Source organism: Litorimonas taeanensis (assembly GCF_003634015.1).
GTDB classification, from domain to species: domain Bacteria; phylum Pseudomonadota; class Alphaproteobacteria; order Caulobacterales; family Maricaulaceae; genus Litorimonas; species Litorimonas taeanensis.
Genome location: NZ_RBII01000002.1, coordinates 399,597 through 419,389 on the forward strand (window position 1 = coordinate 399,597; position 19,793 = coordinate 419,389).

The following is a 19,793-nucleotide window of genomic DNA, read 5'->3' on the forward strand; positions in this document are numbered from 1 at the left end:
CTCATGCGACGCCGGCCTCTATGTATGGTCATTCAGTTAGCCGCGACTGGGAAGCTGAGAAAGATATTACGGACGATATCGGCACCCTTGGTTGTAAATCGCTTTCCCAGCAATTGGTCGAGAGCCAAGTTGATTTGGCACTTGGCGGCGGATCGAAAGAATTTACGGACGAACAACTCTCTCAGTGGCCGGGTAAAGTCGTCACCACAGCCGCGGACATGCAGAAGTCTGGCGATGAAAAGCTACTTGGCCTCTTTAATCGTAGTCATATGTCATTTGAGGCGGACCGCGCAGATACTGAGGAGCCTTCGCTTTCTGATATGACGGCCTTTGCTATTGAACGGCTTTCCAACAATGAAGACGGTTACGTCCTTATGGTTGAAGCCGGGCGTATTGACCACGCCCATCACGGCACAAATGCTTTCCGCGCTTTGAAAGATACGCAAGCTCTGAACGAAGCGGTGAAAACGGCCTTGGCCAAAACAGGTGATGACACATTGATAGTAGTCACCGCCGATCACAGCCATGTCTTTACCATGGCCGGATATCCGACGCGCGGCAATCCTATTTTGGGCCTTGTGAAAACCACAGACCGTAAAACGGGCGAGCCAAGTGCAGATTACGTCATGGCCGAGGATGGCAAGCCTTATACAACGCTTGGCTATCATAATGGGCCAAACCAGAGAACGGATGATAGCCCTGCCCTGACGGATAATATGGTGCAGTCGCCAGATTTCCATCAGCAAACCTCTATTCCTTTGGGCTCTGAAACCCATGGCGGTGAAGATGTACCTCTTTATGCGACAGGCCCTGGCGCTGAGTATTTCAGAGGTGTGATGGAGCAAGACGAGATTGGACAAATCCTCGGAGATATCATCGCAAACCAAAAATAACTCTCACTTTTCAAGCCTCATATTTTAAGGGGTATATATAATGTAAGCCTCGCCTCTAAAGGGCGGGGCTTTTCCATTTAGGGCGCGCCTATTGGCGAGTCAGAACAAACCCACTCCGCGTCATTCCGAAAGAGCAAAGCGGGCATCTTCGACCCCCTCTAAAACCATATCGGCCATTAACGCGCCAGAGCCTGCGCAAAGAGTCCAGCCCATATGACCATGCCCCGTATTCACCCAGAGATTCGATCTTGAGAGCGGCCCAATATAAGGCCGGCCAACGGGGCTGAGAGGGCGAAGGCCAGACCACACCTCGCGGGCGGGCGCGAGGCGGCGCATAATATCAGGCACCAAATGATACCAACGCTTTAATAAAGGGTGCGCGCTTTGCTCTCCAAGCGTGCCTGAAAACCGCAATGTCTCCCCTAATACGGTCAGGGCAGAATGTGTTTGCGCGTCCATAATCGGGGCCTGCGGTAGAACCATATCAGGTTTGTCAAAATTGACGGCAAAGCCGCGCTTATTCACAAGGGGCAAAACGATGTCCAATTGCGACAACACCTCACCACTCTGTGGCCCCGCACAAATGATGATATGATCCGCATGAAAAATATGCCCGCGCAGTTGCGCCGTGACGGCTTCACCGCCTGATGGGCTTCGGCCCATGCGCAGACGTAAATCTCCGGCATCATATATAAAGACGGCCCCATTTTCTGCCAGACGCGCGGCGAGCGCCTGCCCATAAGTGAAAGCATTCGCGCCGAAATCATCAGGAAAGTGCAACGCCAAATAGCCGAGCGTTTTCTCATGATCAGACATCAGCGCCGTCTGCACGCCCAAAGCTTCGTATTTTTCTTTGGCCGCATAGGCGGGCTCGCTTTGTTCAAAAATTTGATAACAGCTTCCCGATTGAGACAAGACGTCTTGAGACAGGGCATCGGTTTTAGATAAATCTTGAATATTTTGCCGCAACAAATCTTGTGACATACGCGCCAAATCAAAAACGGCTTTTGAAGCGCGCTCAAAATCTGGATCGTCCGGCACAGAGGAAAGCGCCGCACCCCAAGGCCGCGCCTGACTGGGATGTACCATACCAGAGTTTGAATAGCTTGTGCCGCGCATAGGCTTTGGGCGGGCTTCAGTAATCGTCACCTTTGCGCCGCGCCGCTGCAAAGCATCGGCCGTCGAAAGACCTATCAATCCCGCCCCTATGATCAATATATGCGGGGCATTATTTTGCGGCTTCGTCACCATGCCGCGCGGTATAGCCAAACCCCAGAAAAGGGAAAGCCTAAACATCTGCACAGCCGCCTGTAGGTTCAGTATGTTTTGACTATGCCCTGCAAAGCGTTGGTAAGCGTACCGTTCTACATAATTCATGCACTCATGGTTCATGCACGCATGGTTCATGACCCCATGCGCGCTCTGCCGCTCGCCATCGGGGGCCGAGCCAATGAGGGAAATCCAATAAAGAGGACATGCCCGCGTGGAGGTCTCTGCGATGGAGACCAAAATGTGTTTTGTTTTACGCAGCCTTCACCACGCGGCAGCAGTTTTTGATGAAGCGGCCGTGGTATCGACCCCACAGTACGTCACCTGCGAATTAGTTGTTTAGAAATCTAAACAACGACCTAGGCAACGGTGGTAATGCACACGCTCCAAAAGACCCGGCACAGTCGCCCTGTCAAAAGCGATGCTCAATCCCGCTGTCTCATACTCCAGAAGGTGACGTCTTCCTGTCCATGAGCAAAAGAACAAGTTTGAAACTAAGAGGAAATAGAGAAAGGGGGATAGGATTATTAAAAAGGGCGGCGATATTGGGAAAATGGGCACGTTAAACGCGGAACCATTTTAACAGCCTATAATAGGATTTAAACGTCACAATAGCACAAAGCCAAACTTCACCATATAGAGGCCCGCTTTATCGGCGGAGTTGTATTTTGCCCGAGACCTTCTTGTCTTTCTCAGGCGTCCAGCCATGTGCGTTCTTTACGCGTTCCCGTCTTTCAAAATCGGTCTCATATATCTCTTCTTTAAAGAAGACCAAATAGCCCCAAGCGATAAAGCGCCCCATGAAAAAGAATGCCGGCAAGAGGAAGAATGACAGCCTTAACAAGAACGGCAATTGCATAAAACCAATGAAATAAATCTCAAAGGGATTGACGCTACCAATAAAGCCACTGGCCGAGGCCCCGACCAGTATGACAGAGCGCATCACCAACCCGCCAACCATCAAAGTCGAAACAAGGGCGGAGAGAAACGCCTTGGTGTGATAAGCACTCAAAACGCCTAGCGCCGTCCCGATCAAAAATGCATAAAAAAGATAAATCATAAACTGCCTTAGGGCTGTGACTTATCGCATATTCGTTAAAATAACTTTGAAACGGGCCTTAGGGTTTTGCGCTTAACCTGGTTAGCTCTTTTTCAAAAACGCCGCGACGAGAACAATACGCTGACCATTCACGCGCCCCTCTATGTGCTCTGGATTATCAGTCAGCGAAATCCCGCGAACGGCGGTGCCGCGTTTGGCGGTAAAGCCTGCGCCTTTGACAGGCAAATCTTTGATAAGGGTGACGTTATCACCCGCCTGTAAAATCGTTCCATTACTGTCGCGGGTCGGAGTGGTGTTCATCACGGGAACGCCCGCTTCGGCCCATATTTTTACATCCTCTTCAATATAAAGCATATCGAGCGCGTCTTGAGCCCATGTTTCGCCCGACAATTGCCGTAACAGCCGATAAGCCGTGACCTGTACAGCGAGGTCTTCGCTCCACATAGATGTGGTGAGGCATTGCCAGTAATCAGAATGTTCTATCGGCATGACGCGATGGGCGTCGCACGTCTCGCACAGGATGATCTCCATCGGCGAAGGCGCCTCGGAAAGCGTATGGGCAATCGTGGCGGGGGCCGCGTCACATAGAGGGCATGGGCTCATATGAGGCTTTCTATTATTATAACCGCTTCATTACGGAGCGAGAGAGGCCTTAAGCGTTAAGCCTTGCGCCATGTTGTTGTGCCGTCGGGATTGTCTTCGAGGACAATACCCAGCGCTTTGGCCTCGTCGCGGGCGGCATCTGCGGCGGCCCAATCTTTGGCCTTGCGCGCCTCGGCGCGGCGGTTGGCAATGGCGTTAAAATCAGCTTCCTCATCAGCAGAGGCTCCGCCCTTGAACCAATCCTCTGGGTCTTTTTGTAGCAGGCCGAGGAGGTTGGCTCTCACAAGGAATGTTTCAGCATCTTCTGCAGCCGAAGTTTGACTGAACTCATTAAGGGGAGGCGCAGAAAAGTAATAAGTTAACTCTTTATCTTCATTAAGCATTTGATAAAAAACTTGTACTGTATCCAAGTCGTCATACATAGACGAGTTCCTATTTTTCCTCCGTATAGCTAATAGTCTTTTATTGGAATAATGCAGGCCTCTTCTTTCACTTTCAGGTAAAGCTGCAATTTCTCTTATCTTTAGCAAGTTGCGATACCATCGATCCAAATTTGCCTTACTCTCCTTGAGTAAATCCTCTGACCACTGCAATTCACTGCGGTAATGCGCTTTCAATAAAGCCAAGCGAATAACCTCGCCGTCCCACTCTTTGAGCAGGTCATGGATAAGGGTCACATTCCCCAAACTTTTGGACATTTTTTCGCTACCCATATTCAGAAACTCATTATGAATCCAGAATTTGGCAAATGTCTTTGTGTCATTGGCACAGCAGCTTTGCGCGATTTCGTTTTCGTGATGCGGGAATTTCAAATCCACGCCGCCGCAATGAATATCAATAGTTTCGCCCAAGGTCGCCTTGGCCATGGCGGAACATTCAATATGCCAGCCCGGACGCCCTTTTCCAAAAGGCGCGTCCCATCCCACGCCGTCCAGTTCAGGTTTCCATAACACGAAATCGGCGCTATTCCTTTTGCGGGCAGTTTCGCCTTCGCCGACACGGTCGCCGCCTTTTAGCGCCTTTAGGGAATTGCCAGAGAGCTTTCCATAATCATCATATTTCGACACATCAAAAAAGACATGACCATCCGATTCATAAGCAAAGTCTTTTTCAATTAATTCCGAAATCATCTCTATCATATGCGGAATATGGACGGTTGCTTTGGGTTGATGGGTGGGCGGTAAACAGCCAATCGCGGCGAGGTCTTCATTATAGATGCGGGCATATTTTTCGGTGATGTCAGAAATCGGCACGCCTTGCTCTTTGGCGCTGGCGATAATTTTGTCATCCACATCGGTGATATTGCGCGCATAGACAACATGGTCTTCGCCGTAAATATGGCGCAATACGCGGAATAACACATCCGCCACCACGGCGGCGCGAGCATTGCCGATATGAGCATAGCTATAAACCGTTGGGCCGCAATTATACATCGTCACCCGTTTTGGATCTTGGGGTGTGAAGTCCTCTTTGCGCCGCGTCAGCGAATTATAGAGCGTTAATTGTGGTTGTTCCGTCATGACAAGACGGTCTAATGTTTTACCATGAAAAGGCAACAAATCATCGCGGCTGTTTTAGCGCTTATCGTTCTGGCCGTCGCCACATTCCAAGCAAGCCGCCCCGATGCAGGACAACTCAAGTTCAAGGTTCGTGATAATATTGCCTATGGTTATGGCGGGACGAATAGCCGGTCATATGGCGTGGTTAAAAAATTGGTCCAAGACCATCCTCAAGTTGACACCATAGTTTTGAAACATATGCCGGGCACCCAAGATGCGGTGACGAACCTAAAAATCGCGCGAAATATTCGCAAAGCTGGATTGAAAACCCACCTAGAGAGTCGCTCCTTTATTGCGTCTGGCGCTGTAGATTTATTCCTCGCCGGGACAGAACGCACTATGGAGTGCGGGGCAATGATTGGCGTACATACGCATTATGTCCTCGCCAAAGGGGGCCTTGTCCGCGGAAAATCTTATCACCCGCGCAATACAGGCTATGATAGCCTCGGGGCCCATGTTCAAAAGTTTCATATCGATATGGGCATTAGTCCAGACTTTTATGCTTTTACCCGCGACGCCGCTTTGCCCGAAGAGCTCTATTACTTAACGCCCGCTGATATTGCGCGGTTCGGCCTGCTGACGACGCCATTAAATTGCCCATAACGGGCTTCCTTAACGCAGTTTAACCCAACGGTAGGGGAACCAAACAGAGTTTCAGCTATAGTTTCTTTAACTCTGATGCGGGTGGCTAACATCCGTACTATTCGCATCAGAGACTGAATTTAAGCGTTTTGGTGAATATCGCCAATCTATTATGGAGACGACATGACACATTTAAAAACATTTTTGGTAACAGCGGCAGCGAGCTTAGCCTTGGCTTCACCGGCCTTTGCAGATGGCCATATGGAATCAAAAGCCAAAGTCGAAGCCTCGGCCAAAGTTGATGCAAAAATTAAAACAATGTGGGAGAATATGTCGGCCACTGAAAAAGCCGAGCATCAAGCCAAGATGCTATCGATGTCATCTGATGAAAAAGCGGCTTATAAAATGAAGCTGCTTCATAAGACAAAGCTCAACTCTATGACGCCAGAGGAAAGAGCCGCCTATAAGCAGAAGAAAATGAAAAAAATGTCTGCTGATGGTAAAATGACCATGAAAGACAAAATGCATACAATGACCGATGCCGAGAAGGAGGCGCACAAAGCCAAAATGATGAATATGACAGATATGGAAAAAAAGGCGCATAAAAAGAGCCTCATGTCTGCGCCAAGCGTTATGCAAAAATCATCAACCAATACACAAATCACAACGAGCGTAAGCTGCCCAGCTGGTACGACGGCTCAGCCTGATAACACATGTTTGATTACAGGTGATTTTGCGCCAAAAGGCTAGGGCATAACCGCTTTAGGCCCTTTAGTCCGTCAAACGACTGACCAACAACCTCTAAAACGGGGCACACCCAGAACAGGGCACAGTTAAGACGGGGCACATAAAGAGAAAGACAGGGTTCCCCCTGTCTTTTTTTATGTCTTTTTTTATGCCATTTTATGACTTTGTTTGACCTTTATATTGGTACTCTGCCCAAGCCTCCCTATATCCTGCATAGTTAGATTACAGCTTTGCGGACTGGCTATTTCCGCATCCTTTGCGCTATAGGCACGCCATGAAGAATGATACTGTACAAAAACCCACGCTAAAAGCGGTTCACAGCGCGCCGCGCCCGTCTCAAGAAGAGGCGATGGAAGCGGTTCGCACCCTCATCGCTTGGGCCGGCGACAATCCTGACCGCGAAGGCCTGATTGATACACCTAAGCGCGTCGTCAAAGCCTATAAAGAATGGTTTCGCGGATATGATATGGATCCGGCCGAGGAACTCTCCCGTGTGTTCGAAGATGTCTCTGGCTATGATGATATGGTTGTTTTGCGCGAAATAGATGTGGAATCACATTGCGAACATCACATCGCGCCATTTTTGGGCAAAGCCTATGTCGCTTACCTGCCCACGGACAAAGTGGTCGGCATTTCTAAATTGGTCAAAGTTGTCGAAATCTTTGCCAAGCGCTTGCAAACTCAAGAAACGATGACGGCGCAAATTGCAGAGGCTATTGACGAAGCGCTTAAACCCCGCGGCTCCGCCATCATGATTGACGCTGTCCATCAATGTATGAGCACACGCGGCGTGCATCACCCTGATGTGTCCACGATTACAACGCAGTTTACAGGTGAGTTTAAAACCAATCCTCAGCTTCAAGACAGATTTTTAAAGCTTATTGGTAAGGCCTAGCCTTATAAAAAATCTAGGCCGGTATTTTCCCGATGAACCGCCGATCAGATTTACGGCAGAGCCGAGTTAATTTTCGCCACATGACCGAAGGTGGCTTGGCTTGAGTTCGGCTGGGCGGCCGAAAAGCGTGTTGCCCATAACGACAGCGCATAATGTCCCTTTTGCTGTTACGCCCAGCGACACCTGCAATCGATCCCGAATCGACAACACGGCCAAGGCGATTAAGAAAACCTTGGCTAAAACGTGGTTAACAATTCCTTTATTTTTTGCCGTGTGACCGTCTCTTGACCCAAACTTCACAAAATAGTCGCGAAAGCGCATTGCTTCGCGTGAAACATTCAGCGTAAATCCCCCTCCCCCGAAACTTTATCAATCGCGCAATAATCGCTATCATGCGCAAAGTCTGGGGCCGTTTGGGGGAACTATGCGCTTGCCTTTTTATTTCTTAGCGGCCTTGCTTGGCGGCGGCCTATGCCCTGCTGCGGCGCAGGCCCAAACAGCATCGGACACCGATTTAGAGCTTTACGGATCGTGGAGGCTCCATGCCAATTATGTCAGCGTCGACGAATCGTCTAACCCAGAAGGAGACGGAGAGCTGGGCTTAACAGACGCCTATTCCCGATTGGGCGCAAAATTACGCTTTGGCGATGAGGCCATAAAAATAACAGCGCGGTACGAGGTAAACATCAATTCTGCAGATTTAGAGTTAGGCGATCCTTCATTTTTCGACGACGAAGATTCCCGCCTATATAGTGTCAAAGCCGAAGGGAAATTCGGAACCGTATTAGTCGGCAAGGACTGGCTGCCTTATTATAATAATATTGGCTATCCCGTAGATTATTTCAGCTCCATCTATGCGGGCTACACCACTTATGCTTATTTTCGAGAGCATCAAATCACCTATATAACGCCAAGAGTTAACGGCTTTAGCGGAAGCCTAGCCCGAATGCAGCGCACAGGCGGGGGGGCCAAAGGTTGGCACTATGCCTTGTCTTACGTCAAAAATGGAGTGACGCTTGCGGCAGGCCGAGAAGATATGGACGGCGCCGAAGCGGACACACAGGGCGTGGCCTTATCTTATACTCATAAGGATTGGTATCTGGCGGGAAAATACGAAAAGAATGATATAGCTGGAACGATTTATAACGGCTTTGTCCAATATCGGCGCGGCCCCTATAGCTTTAAAGCGGGGCTCGGGCTTGGCGATCAATATTCAGGTGACACCTACCATTTGGGTGTGGACTATCATCTGAACGCACAATTTAAACTCTTCACGGAATTTTACGCCGAAGAATTAAACTACGCCCTGCTTCGTAATGATGCACAAAGGGCAAGCGATTATTTCGGTGCAGGCGGCTTTGGCGTTCGGCAAAATGGCAAGGCCATCCTCACAGGGTTTCGATGGGATTTCTCCTTTCGCCCTCAACACCATCAATAAAATTTCACCAACATAGCAGTGAGCAATATCGCAAAGAATATCGGGAAATAAACCGCCCGATAAATTTGATTGTCATTAAAATCGAATAGGCTGGTTTTGTTTTTCGTATAAAACATCAAATTCAAAGTCGATGCGACTATCATGAAGTAAGTCGCAAAGTAGAAATACTCCATAAAAATAACATCTGCCGTCACGATGTCTTTGCGAAGATCAATATGCGAGAAAATCAGCACAAAGAAAAAGGCGGCCATGCTCTCTATAATGCCTTGTCGGGCCTCTGTTTTTCCACACGCCATAATCAAAATATATATCAAGCAAAGCGCCACAAATATCGGAATTAAATATGTAACAAAGGCATTGAGCAAAAGACGTTTAATATGAACATTATAATGTAAAATAGAGGTATTCTCTAAAAAAGCTTTCGAGCCATAACCCATATTGAAATCATAACTTTTCGTAGAGAAGTTAAAATAGCTCCGCGTTATCTCATTACCAGACATGACAATGTCTGGATTTAATCCCGCTAACTTTGTCGGGCTTGTGAAATCATAACTGTTTAAATCAGGTACAAAAATTAAATTATCATTCTGCGACTTGGGTGTGATTTGAATATCTAAATGCCGTTTATCAAAAGGGAAATCAGCATATTTTAAATTCAGGCGAAGTGTCACGCGATAATCAAACCCGACGAGAAGATAGCCCGCTTCGCCTTCTTTGCCTTTGACAGATTCTCTATATGCCTCTTCGATATAAGACGCCTCTGCAAAGGGGGATGTTTGGGGAAAGCGAATACCGACTTCAATTTCATCGGACATATCCAGAGGATATTTCTGCCACACAACTCCGCCAAAATTGACATTATAGCTATCAATGAAATCTATTCTCTCAACATAAATTCCTGTTGGAACCACAATAGGCGGGTCAATCTTTAACGCCTCTGCGCGGCTATTTTGCCGAGAGACATAGGCTTCTAGGCTAGACGTATCTATGACAGGCGGACTTTCTGCGGCGCCCAATGACCCGACTGAACCATGTTGAAGGAAACCGATAAACACAACATTGGCGATGAGCAGCAGAGTCGCCAATAGGCTGATGACTTCTATCTCCATCGCGTCGAGAACATCACGACCAAAATAAAGCGTAATAGCCAAGACGCATAACACAGAAAACGTCAGAAACATTTTTATGTAACGGCGATTTCTTTGGCGCTGGTCGTCCATCATATCGCGCTTAAAAAACACCATACCCATGCCGAAATCGGCAATTTCCAATTGGTCATAGAAAATCAAAGAGTGATCATTATGCTCGGCATCAAAAAATTCAGAATAGCCCGACTTCTTGTCAATTATACCCTGATAAGCGGCCTTCAAACGCGGTCTGTTTTCTTCGGCTAAGAGAGATTGCACCGTCTGGGTGCCGACGAAATCGGCATTAGGATGGGTAATAAAGCTTCCATTTTTTGATGTGATAAACCCATACCCGGCCTTACCCACCGTCAACCCATGTACAATGCGTTTGAAATCACCCACTTCGAGGGAGAAATCTATGATCCCTCTAATCTGTCCCTTTTTCGGGCCAGAGGCATAATAAAACGGCACGCCGTAATCGACGAACCATTCACCTGCGGCGGCCCCATAATAGGGATTAGCCCAAGCCTCACCGAACTCCACCACATCTGTGTACCATGCCGTGCCATCGCGTTTTACAGTGTAATCATAGCTATCCCCGACATCGAGATAAGATTGAGAGCTCTTATTATAATAAGGGCAATATAAGGCCTGAGTTTCAGAAAAGGCGTATTTCTCATAGCAGGCCGTGACGCCGCGTATTTCGGGGTAATCCAAGGCGACTTGACGAATGAGGTCTTTGACTTCGGCATCCGTAAATTCACTCTCACCAAATTTTTGGCCCAGCTCATCACCTGCAGCTTTCACCGTGTGCAAGAGCGTTTCTATGTCAGTTTTTAAAGAGGCGGTTATCGCCTCGCCTGTTTCTATAGCCTGAGTTTCTTGGGATTTTACGTAACGCCCATAAGAGATGACATTGAAGGCCAAAAACCCAGCCGTTAGCAACAGCAATAGATAGAGTATGATACGGGTCATCTTCTTCATAAAATCTGATTAACCGCTATTTCAAAGATTTACAGGCTTATTTTTCTACTTTTACGCGAAACCAAGTACGCTAGATTTTCAATCTAACACTCCACCACATTCACGGCGAGGCCGCCTTGGCTCGTTTCTTTGTATTTTGTGCTCATATCTAGGCCCGTCTGGCGCATCGTTTCAATGACCTGATCAAGGCTCACCTTTGCAGCCTCAGAACTATGCAGGGCCAGACGTGCCGCGTTCACCGCTTTCACCGCACCAATGGCATTACGTTCGATACACGGAATTTGCACAAGCCCCCCAACAGGGTCACAGGTCAGGCCAAGATTATGTTCCATGCCGATCTCTGCCGCGCTACAAACTTGGTCAGGCGTGCCGCCCCATACTGCGGCGAGCCCGCCCGCCGCCATAGAACAAGCCACGCCCACCTCGCCTTGGCATCCCATTTCTGCGCCAGAAATTGACGCCCGCTGTTTGTAAAGCAGGCCAATTCCACCTGCCGTCAAAAGGAAGGTCCGCACTGCGGCGGGGCTTTTATCCATGCAATAATGTCGAATAACAGACGGGATAATCCCCGCCGCGCCATTTGTGGGGGCGGTGACAACTTGGCCGCCTGCCGCATTTTCTTCATTCACGGCCATTGCGTAAACATTGAGCCAATCGAAGAGTTGTTCTCTTTCATTTGACATTGGCGCATTCTGAAGACGATCCCAAAGGCGCGGTGCGCGGCGCGTCACCTTTAAGCCGCCGGGCAAGATACCATGTGTTTCCAAACCACGATTAATACAGTCCATCATTTTCTCGGCTATATCGTCGAGCATGGCCTTGGTTTTATCTCTGGGGCGTTTGCTATCTTCATTCGCCAGTATGATTTCATGAATGGGCAAGCCTTCGGCACGGCAAAAATTTAAGAGATCGGCGGCGGATTTAAATTGATAAGGGCCTTCGCTTACGCCGATTTTCACAATGTCATTTTTAGCAGGTTTTTTCAGCTGCGCTTTCGACGCAATAAATCCACCGCCTGTTGAATAATAGGTCCGCTTTTCTAGCAAGCCGCCCGTAGCATCATAAGCCATGACTGCCATTTCATTGGGGTGAAGATCCGCAGGTGTATCGTAATCTAATCGAATATCAGCCTTATAATTAAACGCGATATCGCGCTTTCCGCCTAGTTTCAGAGTATTATTTTCGAGAGCCTCAGACCAGACTTTAGCCGCAATATCAGCTTTAAAGCTTTCTGGCTTTAATCCGGCGAGGCCCAAAAGCGCGGCCCGAGGCGAGCCATGCCCTTCGCCCGTAAAGGCGAGCGAGCCACGTAGCGCGACCTCTATACGCTCTGTTTTCTCAAAAAGCTTCATACGTTGTAAACGGCGTATAAAGCGTTCTGTAATCCGCATCGGCCCCACGGTGTGGGACGAAGATGGGCCGATACCCACACGAAATATATCAAGCACAGAAAGCATAGGCTCTAATAGACCGTTTCAATGCTTTGGCACACCCGTAATTTAACAAAAAGGCAAGATTCTAATCACGCCAATGGGGCGCTCTCGCCGCGCGCAATCAGCCCGAATGTCGCGGCGGGCAAGACGTTAGACAGCGTAGCTGAGACGCGGTACGCCTCAGAGACGACATAATAATGCCGCCCTATGTAAAGGTAATATTGGCCTCGAACCATTCGGCAAAAGCTATTCTCTGCTCGGCGCTCATATGAAGACCGCATCGGGTACGGCGCCATAGAATATCATCTGCCGATTTGGCCCATTCAGCTTTTACCATATAACGTATATCGGCTTCGCAGAGCGTACCGCCAAAGTCTTGCCCTAAGCCATTTTTCAAAACCTCGGTTAAGCATGTGCCGTAACGACGGGCCATACGTAGCAGCTGGGTCGGGTCGATATCAGGATAAGCCTTGCGCTGCGTTTGATAAAAGGCTTCGAAATCAGCATCTTTGATATCGCCGCCAGGGAGATGCGCTTTGCGCGTCCAAGGCTTGCCCATTTTTGGATAGAAATCTTCGAGCTTCTCCATCACATGATCGGCGAGTTTGCGAGACGTGGTAATTTTACCACCATAAACCGATAAGAACGGAGCGCCTTTTACTGGCGTGTCTAAGCCGAGGACATAGTCGCGCGTAACCTCAGATGCCTCTGCCGCTTTATCATCATAGAGCGGACGGACGCCTGAATACGTCCACACAACATCTTCGGGCGAGATATCTTTTTCAAAATACTCGTTCACACACTCACAAAGATAGGCAATTTCTTTGGCGGACGCTTCGGGCAGATCGTCAGCCTTCTCATGCGGGACATCCGTTGTACCAATCAGGGTGAAATCATGCTCGTATGGTATCGCAAAGACGACGCGGTCATCGGCATTTTGGAATATATAGGCATGCGGGTCATCAAACATTTTCGGGACAACGATATGGCTGCCTTTGACGAGGCGTAGAGAGCTTGCATGGGGTTTGCCGCCCTGTGTTTGCGTGCCTGCGGCGGCAATTTCCGAAAGAGTTTCTACCCATGGCCCCGCCGCATTGACGATACCCTTAGCTGTGATGGTCTCTATTATCTCGTCGTTTTTATCATTGCCTGTTCTTAGCTCGACGGCATAGGCCCCGCCTTCACCGCGAATGGATATCACCTCTGTTTGCGTACGAATGTCCGCGCCGCATCGCGCCGCGTCCATCGCGTAAAGCGTCACAAGGCGAGAATCTTCGACCCAGCAATCAGAATATTCATACCCAGTCGTAAAGCGGGTTTCTAATTCATCATAGATGGGGTCCGTTAGTTTCCGGGTTTTCGTCCCCGGTAAAAGCTCTCGGCCGCCCAGATTGTCATAAAGAAAGAGCCCAAGGCGTAAAATCCATTTCGGGCGCAAACCTTCATCATAGGGCAAGACAAACCGCATGGGCCAAATAATATGCGGAGCCGCACGCAATAAGACTTCGCGTTCTTTTAGAGATTCGCGTACCAAGCGAAAATCATAATGCTCTAGATAGCGCAGACCGCCATGGATTAATTTCGTACTCGCCGATGAGGTATGACTCGCAAGGTCATCACGCTCACAGAGCAAAACAGATAGCCCGCGCCCCGCCGCATCACGGGCAATAGCCGTGCCATTAATACCGCCCCCTATGACGAGCATGTCATAGCTTTGCGGCTGATTATTTGCGTTTTTCTCGGCTGTCATGAAGACGCCTTTCCTTAGGTTATAATTCGGCTTTGGATGCCTGCTTCCTTACCTTTGCATTTACAGAGTATAGGCGATTTCGCAAATCAGAATAGTGTGAGTCATACCTAGGATGCGATAAAAACATTCACGCCTGAATTTTCACAAAGCGTTTGATAATTAGAGGATAAGGCGCGGTCTGTCACAAGCATGTCCAAATCTTCTAAATGGCCCATTCGGTTCATAGCCGGCCGGCCAAATTTATGTTGGTCTGCGACTAATATAGTCTTTCGAGAATTGCGTAATATGGTTCGCGCGGTTTTGACTTCTTGATGGTCAAAATCAAGCAACACGCCCGCTTCATCGATACCGCCAATGCCGACAATACCAATATCCAATCGGAACTCATTGACAAAATCCACAGAGCTAGAGCCTATAATCGCGCCGTCTTGGCTACGGACTTCGCCGCCTGCAATCATAATTTTAAAGCTACTATTATGGGCCAATATCTGGGCCACATTGATATTATTTGTTACGACATGCAGATTTTCATGCCCCAGCAAAGCCTGTGCCACAAATTCAGTTGTTGTCCCAATATTCAAAAACAATGAGGCGCCATTTGGCACAAGTGACGCTGTTAGTTCTGCAATTTTTCTCTTGGCATCCACGCCAGATTTCAGGCGGTCTTTATAGGGCCGATTTTCAACGCTATCGGCTTGGCCTGCGCCGCCGTGAAAACGCGTCAATAATCCGTGGGCTTTCAATTCATTCAGGTCGCGGCGAATGGTTTGCGGTGTGACGTCAAACTCTGTGACCATAGCTTCGGTCGCCACAAACCCCCGCTCGGATACCATCTCTAGAATAGCCATTTGCCGTTTTGACGGCTTGAAAATTGCGGGTTCACTGGTCATCATTCCCGTCTATCAGAGAGATTTCAGGATGTAAAAACTTTCATAAAACTCTCGCCCTGCAAATTTGTTACGCGCCTTATAGATGCTCGGCCCACAGGGTTAAATATGCTGCAATGTCGTCACTGTGTTTGACCCATCGGAAGTGATCTATTTTTTCTTTTATGCCTGCAGGCGGTTTATAACAGACGCGTTTCACATGCGCCTTTGGTAGCTTGGAAACCAGATGGTCCGCTGCGCTATGCGGGGCGAAATTATCGCCCTCTAGGGACAAAGCAAATATAGGAAACGCCGCGCGCGACAGGGCCGCTTCATAATTTTTCTGAGCGCCTTTTGGTAGAAAATTTCCAGTTCTACCTTGCCGCGCCCAATCCCGCATAAGGGCCTTTGGCTGTTTCCCGCCAAACCCTAATTTATGGCCGGGGAAATACCCGAAGAGAGTAGAGACCAAAACCGAGCTTTGTGTTCCTATCCATATCTTCACAGCTTCTATGCCTTGATAGGCTCTGTAATATACTGAGCCACTCGCAATAATAGCCACGGCCGAAATGTCTTTTGGGTTCGTAGCCTTGTATAGCAGGCTTAAATGTCCGCCGAGACTATGCCCTAATAATATGATTTGGTTTTGCGGACAGGCGTGCTTAGCCGCCTCTATATAGGCTGGCAAATCGAGCTCTAAAATCTCTGCATATCCAAATTTATATGTGGGTGGTTTACGGTTACTCGTCCCTTGGCCGCGTAAATCACATAAGAGAACATTATAGCCCTTCGCCTGTAATATTTCCGCCACGGGTTTATAAAAAGAGGCTTTCACGCCCATGGCAGGAAGTAGAACAAAGAGCGTTTTCTCTGAGCCATTATTATCAGAGCTTGTTTCATCAGAACGGTAAAGCGGCGCTATAATCTGGGCGCCGTCTTTTGACACGATCTTTACGCTCTCTACGGCCATGTCGCCTCTCTTTCTATTTCATCAATAGAGGGAATAGCTCTGGATTGCCTAGAATAAATTTTGTGACGAAATTTGTGCCAAAACGAACATCGCGCGCAAAATGTTTTTTCTTATCACTGATACACTTTAAGAGCATTTTGCCTTGGGTATTGAGCGTATGTGACATGTAATCCGTCTGCAGATTACCATGCCAAACCACACCGAGTTTATTGATGGTATAGCGGTCGCCCTCATCTTCAGTACACCCTGATTGTATATGGCTCTCTAGAATTTTCATGGCGGGTTCATATCGGTCGCAATCTTTGAACTTAGCGAGGAGAGATTTGTCGATCTCTTTGAATCGCGGAAACATCACCATTAAGCGGTCTAACACCCCTGACATACCAATGGGCTGCATTGTTGTTGAGGAAACGCCATAAGCGTCAATATTGGCAATATAGTCTTCTATTTTGTCGGGATTTATCGAGACCATATCTTTGACATTACCACGCGCCGCACAGCCCACTCCGATTATATCTTGGCGGCCACAATGCGCCGTTTGATATTGTGAGGGTTTAGAGTTTTGAGAGAAGGTTTCAGCAATCGTATTATGATATCCATGACGGATCATATAATCATAACCAAATTCACGCATCGCCAAGAGCTGCCACATCGTGCCCGGTTGCTCTAAGCGCTCTTTCATAATCAGCTTATGCATGGGGCGATACGGCAAATACACTGTACCGAATAAATCAGCTTCTTCAGGTTTATATTGCGTCACCAAAGTTTCGAGGTCTTTTGCAAACCCATCAAAAGTTTGCCCCGGCAAATCATACATTAAGTCGACACAACGATCGCCCTTATAGTTTATCTGTTCTAAACCCGTAAATAAGGCGTCTATATCTTCTTGTTTATCGACTCGGCCAATTTGCTTTCTCAGCACCGGATCAAAGGTTTCAATACCAAAAGTAACGCGGTCAAACCCAAAATCTTTGACGATTTTCAATTTCTCAATATCTTTGAAAGAGCGTGGCTCGCCTGTGAATGTCTTTTCCAGCCTATCATATTTTGGCACGACTTGCTTAAGATGGGTGAAGAGACGCTCCATCCCTTTATGCGATAAGGTCGACGGCGTTCCGCCCCCTATATAGATCGCTGTAAAGTTTCTGGCTTGGACATAAGGCTGAGCCATATACCAATCGATTTCTTTGATGAGGTAATCCACATAGAGGTCGAGGCGATCTTGGGACTGCCGCGGGTAATGATTTTTATTAAAATTACAATAATGACAAAATGACTTACAATAGGGGACATGGATATATAGCATTATATCGTCATTTAAATTTTGCGTCTCATCCTGAAGTTTAATCAAATTATCATTGACTTGTTCCCGGCTTTGCCAATCCCAATCCATCGTCCCGAAATTTGGCATGATGAAATGTGTGATAGCGTAAAGCCGATCAAATGGCGTCGGCTGCGGGGGATTAGGACCATAATATAGTGGTGAGAAATCAATCTTAGACATGAGCAGCTCCCTTTAAATAAATTGATTTTGGCGGGGATAAATTGAACGCATCACTGTCATTCTCAGACTGACACAAGCGCGCTACGGCGTGCTTGGCCGCGCGAAAACAATTCTCTATGGACGCACCTTTTTGGTAATCCCCCGCCAGCTCTAATCCCGCGATTTCATTGAGAGCCAAACCTAGCTCTGTTTGGAAAGCGGCTTCATTTTTTGTGTACGCACATAAGCCTTTTTCCCAATACCGAACTTTGTATGACGTGCAGGGGTTGTTATCTAAATTGAAATATGGACGCGCTTGAGCCTCTGCGGCCGTTAAGAGGTAATCATCATCCAGGGCCTCTAGCAGAAGTTCGGCGGCCTCTTCGCCGCTAAAGGTATACCGCACACGATTAAGCGCCGTCAGACCATACGCGCCAATATTACTTAGAGAGTTTTCAGGCCCAAAGGTGCAAGCCCGAATTTCAGGTTTGAATACATCCTGAGCGTAATCAGCAATGATAACAGCTACAGGGAAATATCTCACGGCTGATAAAGGTATGGCCAGCTGAGGATATGACCTCTGCAAACATCGTTTTGCGCCGTGGGCGGGTAAGCATACTATGACGGATTGATAGGCTTTAGTCTCTCCCTCCAACCTAAGAACAAAACGTGCAGCCTTACTTCCCTTATGCCGTATAGGTTCATCTTCTGGCACGCGCCCCACCGCCCTCGCATCCTCTATGTTCTGTATTGGCGTATTTAAAAATACTCGAAGAGAGGGGTGGCATTGAAACCGTCTAAAGAATTCAGATATGGGCGACTTTAATTGCTCATACTCATCTTGGAGCATTTGCAGATGGGTCCCAAAATTTTCGACGCTTATCTCTTTTGGTTCTGCGCCGTTCATTCTTATCGTTAGCGCCCGTATTATTGATTGAGTAAAAGATGGGCTAAACATCTCAGCCACAGAGCGGCCCTTGTGCCGACTGATTTCTCCACAATTCGTGTCCCCGAAATTCCGATTATTTCTGACTAAAGTCACAAATTTTCTAAGCCGAATAAGGTCAGAGAGTTTGCCTGAACGCCATAAGGTCCATAGGCTTTTGAGTTTGTTTTGCGAGTTGTATGGCGTTAGCACACCGCGAATAAGACGCGCCGAATTAATACCAAAATATTCATATTCAGGTTTTCCATAACAGGCTAAAAACTTGCGGAATTCTATATAGTCATATCCAATATTTTTACCGCCAAAACAGACTTCTTCGCCAGACAAGTTCCCAATAGATACTCGCCCGCCAAGGCGGTTACTGGCTTCATAGAGATCCACCTGATAGCCAGCTTGTAATAGATAATGCGCCGCGGCTATGCCAGAAACCCCGCCGCCAATTACAGCAACCCGATGATTCTTACCGGTCATGCCAATTGCTTTTCATAACGTTTTAAGAGGCGCTCTGGGAAAAGACGTATATGGCTTTGATATCTCACCAAAGCGGCGCCCTTCTGGTAGAATGTGCCGTCAAACGACAAGGACTGCAGTTTGTCTTTGCGAAATATGGCATCAAAAACACGGGCTTCTATGAACAATTCATCCGAAAGATTTGCAAACCCTTGGAAGTGCATCTCGCAGCCATCCAGAACAAAAGCCTGGTCATAGCCCACATCAAAGAATAAATGCGGTATGGCTAATCCAATTTGGCGGCCTGCCTCAATTATATATAGGCCGGGAATATGGTGTCGGTCATGTTCGAAAAAATAGGCGTGCGCCGGAAGAATACGCACCTTTGCCCGATAAAGCGTTTCGCCCTCTTCGCTTGGCAGTTTCTCTAACCAAGAGATAAGTCGGTTCTGATCCTGCACTTTGTGAACATCTCGTTGCGTTACAGGGCGATGTTGCTGACCCTGATATTTCGCGCTGCGATGGTTTACGCCGCGATGCTTTCTGGCGGACGTCTCTTGAACATCTTTGGCCGATGACGTCCCCATGAAGGGTAATGCGTTAATTGAATTATACACGCTCACGTTTATTGCCCCATTATACAACCTTATAGTGTGTATGTAGAAATAAAACCTACAGGCGTCAATACAGAATTACACCTATAAGGTGTGTTTGTATAATTTTATCGAAAATCGTGTA

At 47.9% G+C, this 19,793-nt stretch carries 17 protein-coding genes (1 of these 17 only partly in view); 5 read left to right on the forward strand and 12 right to left on the reverse strand.

The genetic code is table 11. The annotated features are described in order from the left end of the window. Positions 1-893, forward strand: the 3' portion of a protein-coding gene (locus DES40_RS09810; protein ID WP_170144955.1) for an alkaline phosphatase. Its footprint begins 544 nt before the window's first position; only the last 893 of its 1,437 coding nucleotides appear in the window; the start codon falls outside the window, past its left edge; the stop codon is at positions 891-893. Between the two features lie 120 nt (positions 894-1,013). Here DES40_RS09810 and DES40_RS09815 read toward each other — a convergent pair whose 3' ends face one another. From DES40_RS09815 to cysS, 4 genes are all read right to left on the reverse strand, one after another. Further along, complete coding sequence (locus DES40_RS09815) at positions 1,014-2,270, reverse strand: FAD-dependent oxidoreductase (RefSeq protein WP_233345559.1); 1,257 nt, start codon at positions 2,268-2,270, stop codon at positions 1,014-1,016. A gap of 541 nt (positions 2,271-2,811) precedes the next feature. Continuing rightward, on the reverse strand, positions 2,812-3,222 hold the full coding sequence (locus DES40_RS09820) for a hypothetical protein (protein WP_121101442.1): 411 nt from the start codon (positions 3,220-3,222) through the stop codon (positions 2,812-2,814). A gap of 81 nt (positions 3,223-3,303) precedes the next feature. Then, positions 3,304-3,825: an alkylphosphonate utilization protein gene (locus tag DES40_RS09825; RefSeq protein WP_121101445.1), complete on the reverse strand. Its 522-nt coding sequence runs from the start codon at positions 3,823-3,825 to the stop codon at positions 3,304-3,306. Between the two features lie 56 nt (positions 3,826-3,881). After that, positions 3,882-5,345 carry a cysteine--tRNA ligase gene (cysS, locus tag DES40_RS09830; protein ID WP_121101448.1) on the reverse strand — a complete coding sequence of 488 codons (1,464 nt, stop codon included), beginning with the start codon at positions 5,343-5,345 and terminating at the stop codon, positions 3,882-3,884. 24 nt (positions 5,346-5,369) lie between these two features. On the opposite strand from cysS, the gene DES40_RS09835 reads away from it, so the two are divergent. The 4 genes from DES40_RS09835 to DES40_RS09855 all read left to right on the forward strand — a co-directional run bounded on the left by DES40_RS09835 (position 5,370) and on the right by DES40_RS09855 (position 9,046). Further along, positions 5,370-5,987 (forward strand): hypothetical protein, encoded by a 618-nt coding sequence (locus tag DES40_RS09835; protein WP_121101449.1) that lies wholly within the window; start codon positions 5,370-5,372, stop codon positions 5,985-5,987. A gap of 162 nt (positions 5,988-6,149) precedes the next feature. Continuing rightward, positions 6,150-6,716, forward strand: coding sequence for a hypothetical protein (locus DES40_RS09840; RefSeq protein ID WP_121101451.1), 567 nt, complete (start codon positions 6,150-6,152; stop codon positions 6,714-6,716). Between the two features lie 271 nt (positions 6,717-6,987). Then, a complete protein-coding gene (gene folE / locus DES40_RS09845; RefSeq protein WP_121101453.1) occupies positions 6,988-7,608 on the forward strand; it encodes a GTP cyclohydrolase I FolE in 621 nt (206 codons plus the stop codon). Positions 7,609-8,032: 424 nt separating this feature from the next. Next, entirely contained in the window at positions 8,033-9,046 is a 1,014-nt protein-coding gene (locus DES40_RS09855; protein ID WP_121101457.1) for a porin, read from the forward strand. Here the strand turns inward: DES40_RS09855 and DES40_RS09860 are convergent. The 8 genes from DES40_RS09860 to DES40_RS09895 all read right to left on the reverse strand — a co-directional run bounded on the left by DES40_RS09860 (position 9,040) and on the right by DES40_RS09895 (position 19,678). Further along, positions 9,040-11,157, reverse strand: coding sequence for a hypothetical protein (locus DES40_RS09860; RefSeq protein ID WP_121101459.1), 2,118 nt, complete (start codon positions 11,155-11,157; stop codon positions 9,040-9,042). The genes DES40_RS09855 and DES40_RS09860 overlap by 7 nt on opposite strands. An 83-nt stretch (positions 11,158-11,240) precedes the next feature. Continuing rightward, a complete protein-coding gene (locus DES40_RS09865; protein WP_121101461.1) occupies positions 11,241-12,614 on the reverse strand; it encodes an L-serine ammonia-lyase in 1,374 nt (457 codons plus the stop codon). A 181-nt stretch (positions 12,615-12,795) separates the two neighbouring features. Continuing rightward, a complete protein-coding gene (gene glpD / locus DES40_RS09870) occupies positions 12,796-14,340 on the reverse strand; it encodes a glycerol-3-phosphate dehydrogenase (protein ID WP_121101463.1) in 1,545 nt (514 codons plus the stop codon). Positions 14,341-14,447: 107 nt separating this feature from the next. Next, on the reverse strand, positions 14,448-15,233 hold the full coding sequence (locus DES40_RS09875; RefSeq protein WP_233345560.1) for a DeoR/GlpR family DNA-binding transcription regulator: 786 nt from the start codon (positions 15,231-15,233) through the stop codon (positions 14,448-14,450). A 73-nt stretch (positions 15,234-15,306) separates the two neighbouring features. Further along, complete coding sequence (locus tag DES40_RS09880) at positions 15,307-16,176, reverse strand: alpha/beta hydrolase family protein (protein ID WP_121101470.1); 870 nt, start codon at positions 16,174-16,176, stop codon at positions 15,307-15,309. Positions 16,177-16,189: 13 nt separating this feature from the next. Beyond that, on the reverse strand, positions 16,190-17,680 hold the full coding sequence (locus DES40_RS09885) for a coproporphyrinogen-III oxidase family protein (protein ID WP_121101473.1): 1,491 nt from the start codon (positions 17,678-17,680) through the stop codon (positions 16,190-16,192). Next, positions 17,673-19,076: an FAD-dependent oxidoreductase gene (locus tag DES40_RS09890; protein WP_121101476.1), complete on the reverse strand. Its 1,404-nt coding sequence runs from the start codon at positions 19,074-19,076 to the stop codon at positions 17,673-17,675. Before DES40_RS09890 ends, DES40_RS09885 begins: the two co-directional genes overlap by 8 nt. Beyond that, the gene (locus DES40_RS09895; RefSeq protein WP_147405892.1) at positions 19,073-19,678 is read right to left on the reverse strand and encodes an AfsA-related hotdog domain-containing protein; all 606 of its coding nucleotides are present in this window, start codon (positions 19,676-19,678) and stop codon (positions 19,073-19,075) included. The genes DES40_RS09890 and DES40_RS09895 overlap by 4 nt, the downstream gene beginning before the upstream one ends. Positions 19,679-19,793: the final 115 nt, after the last annotated feature.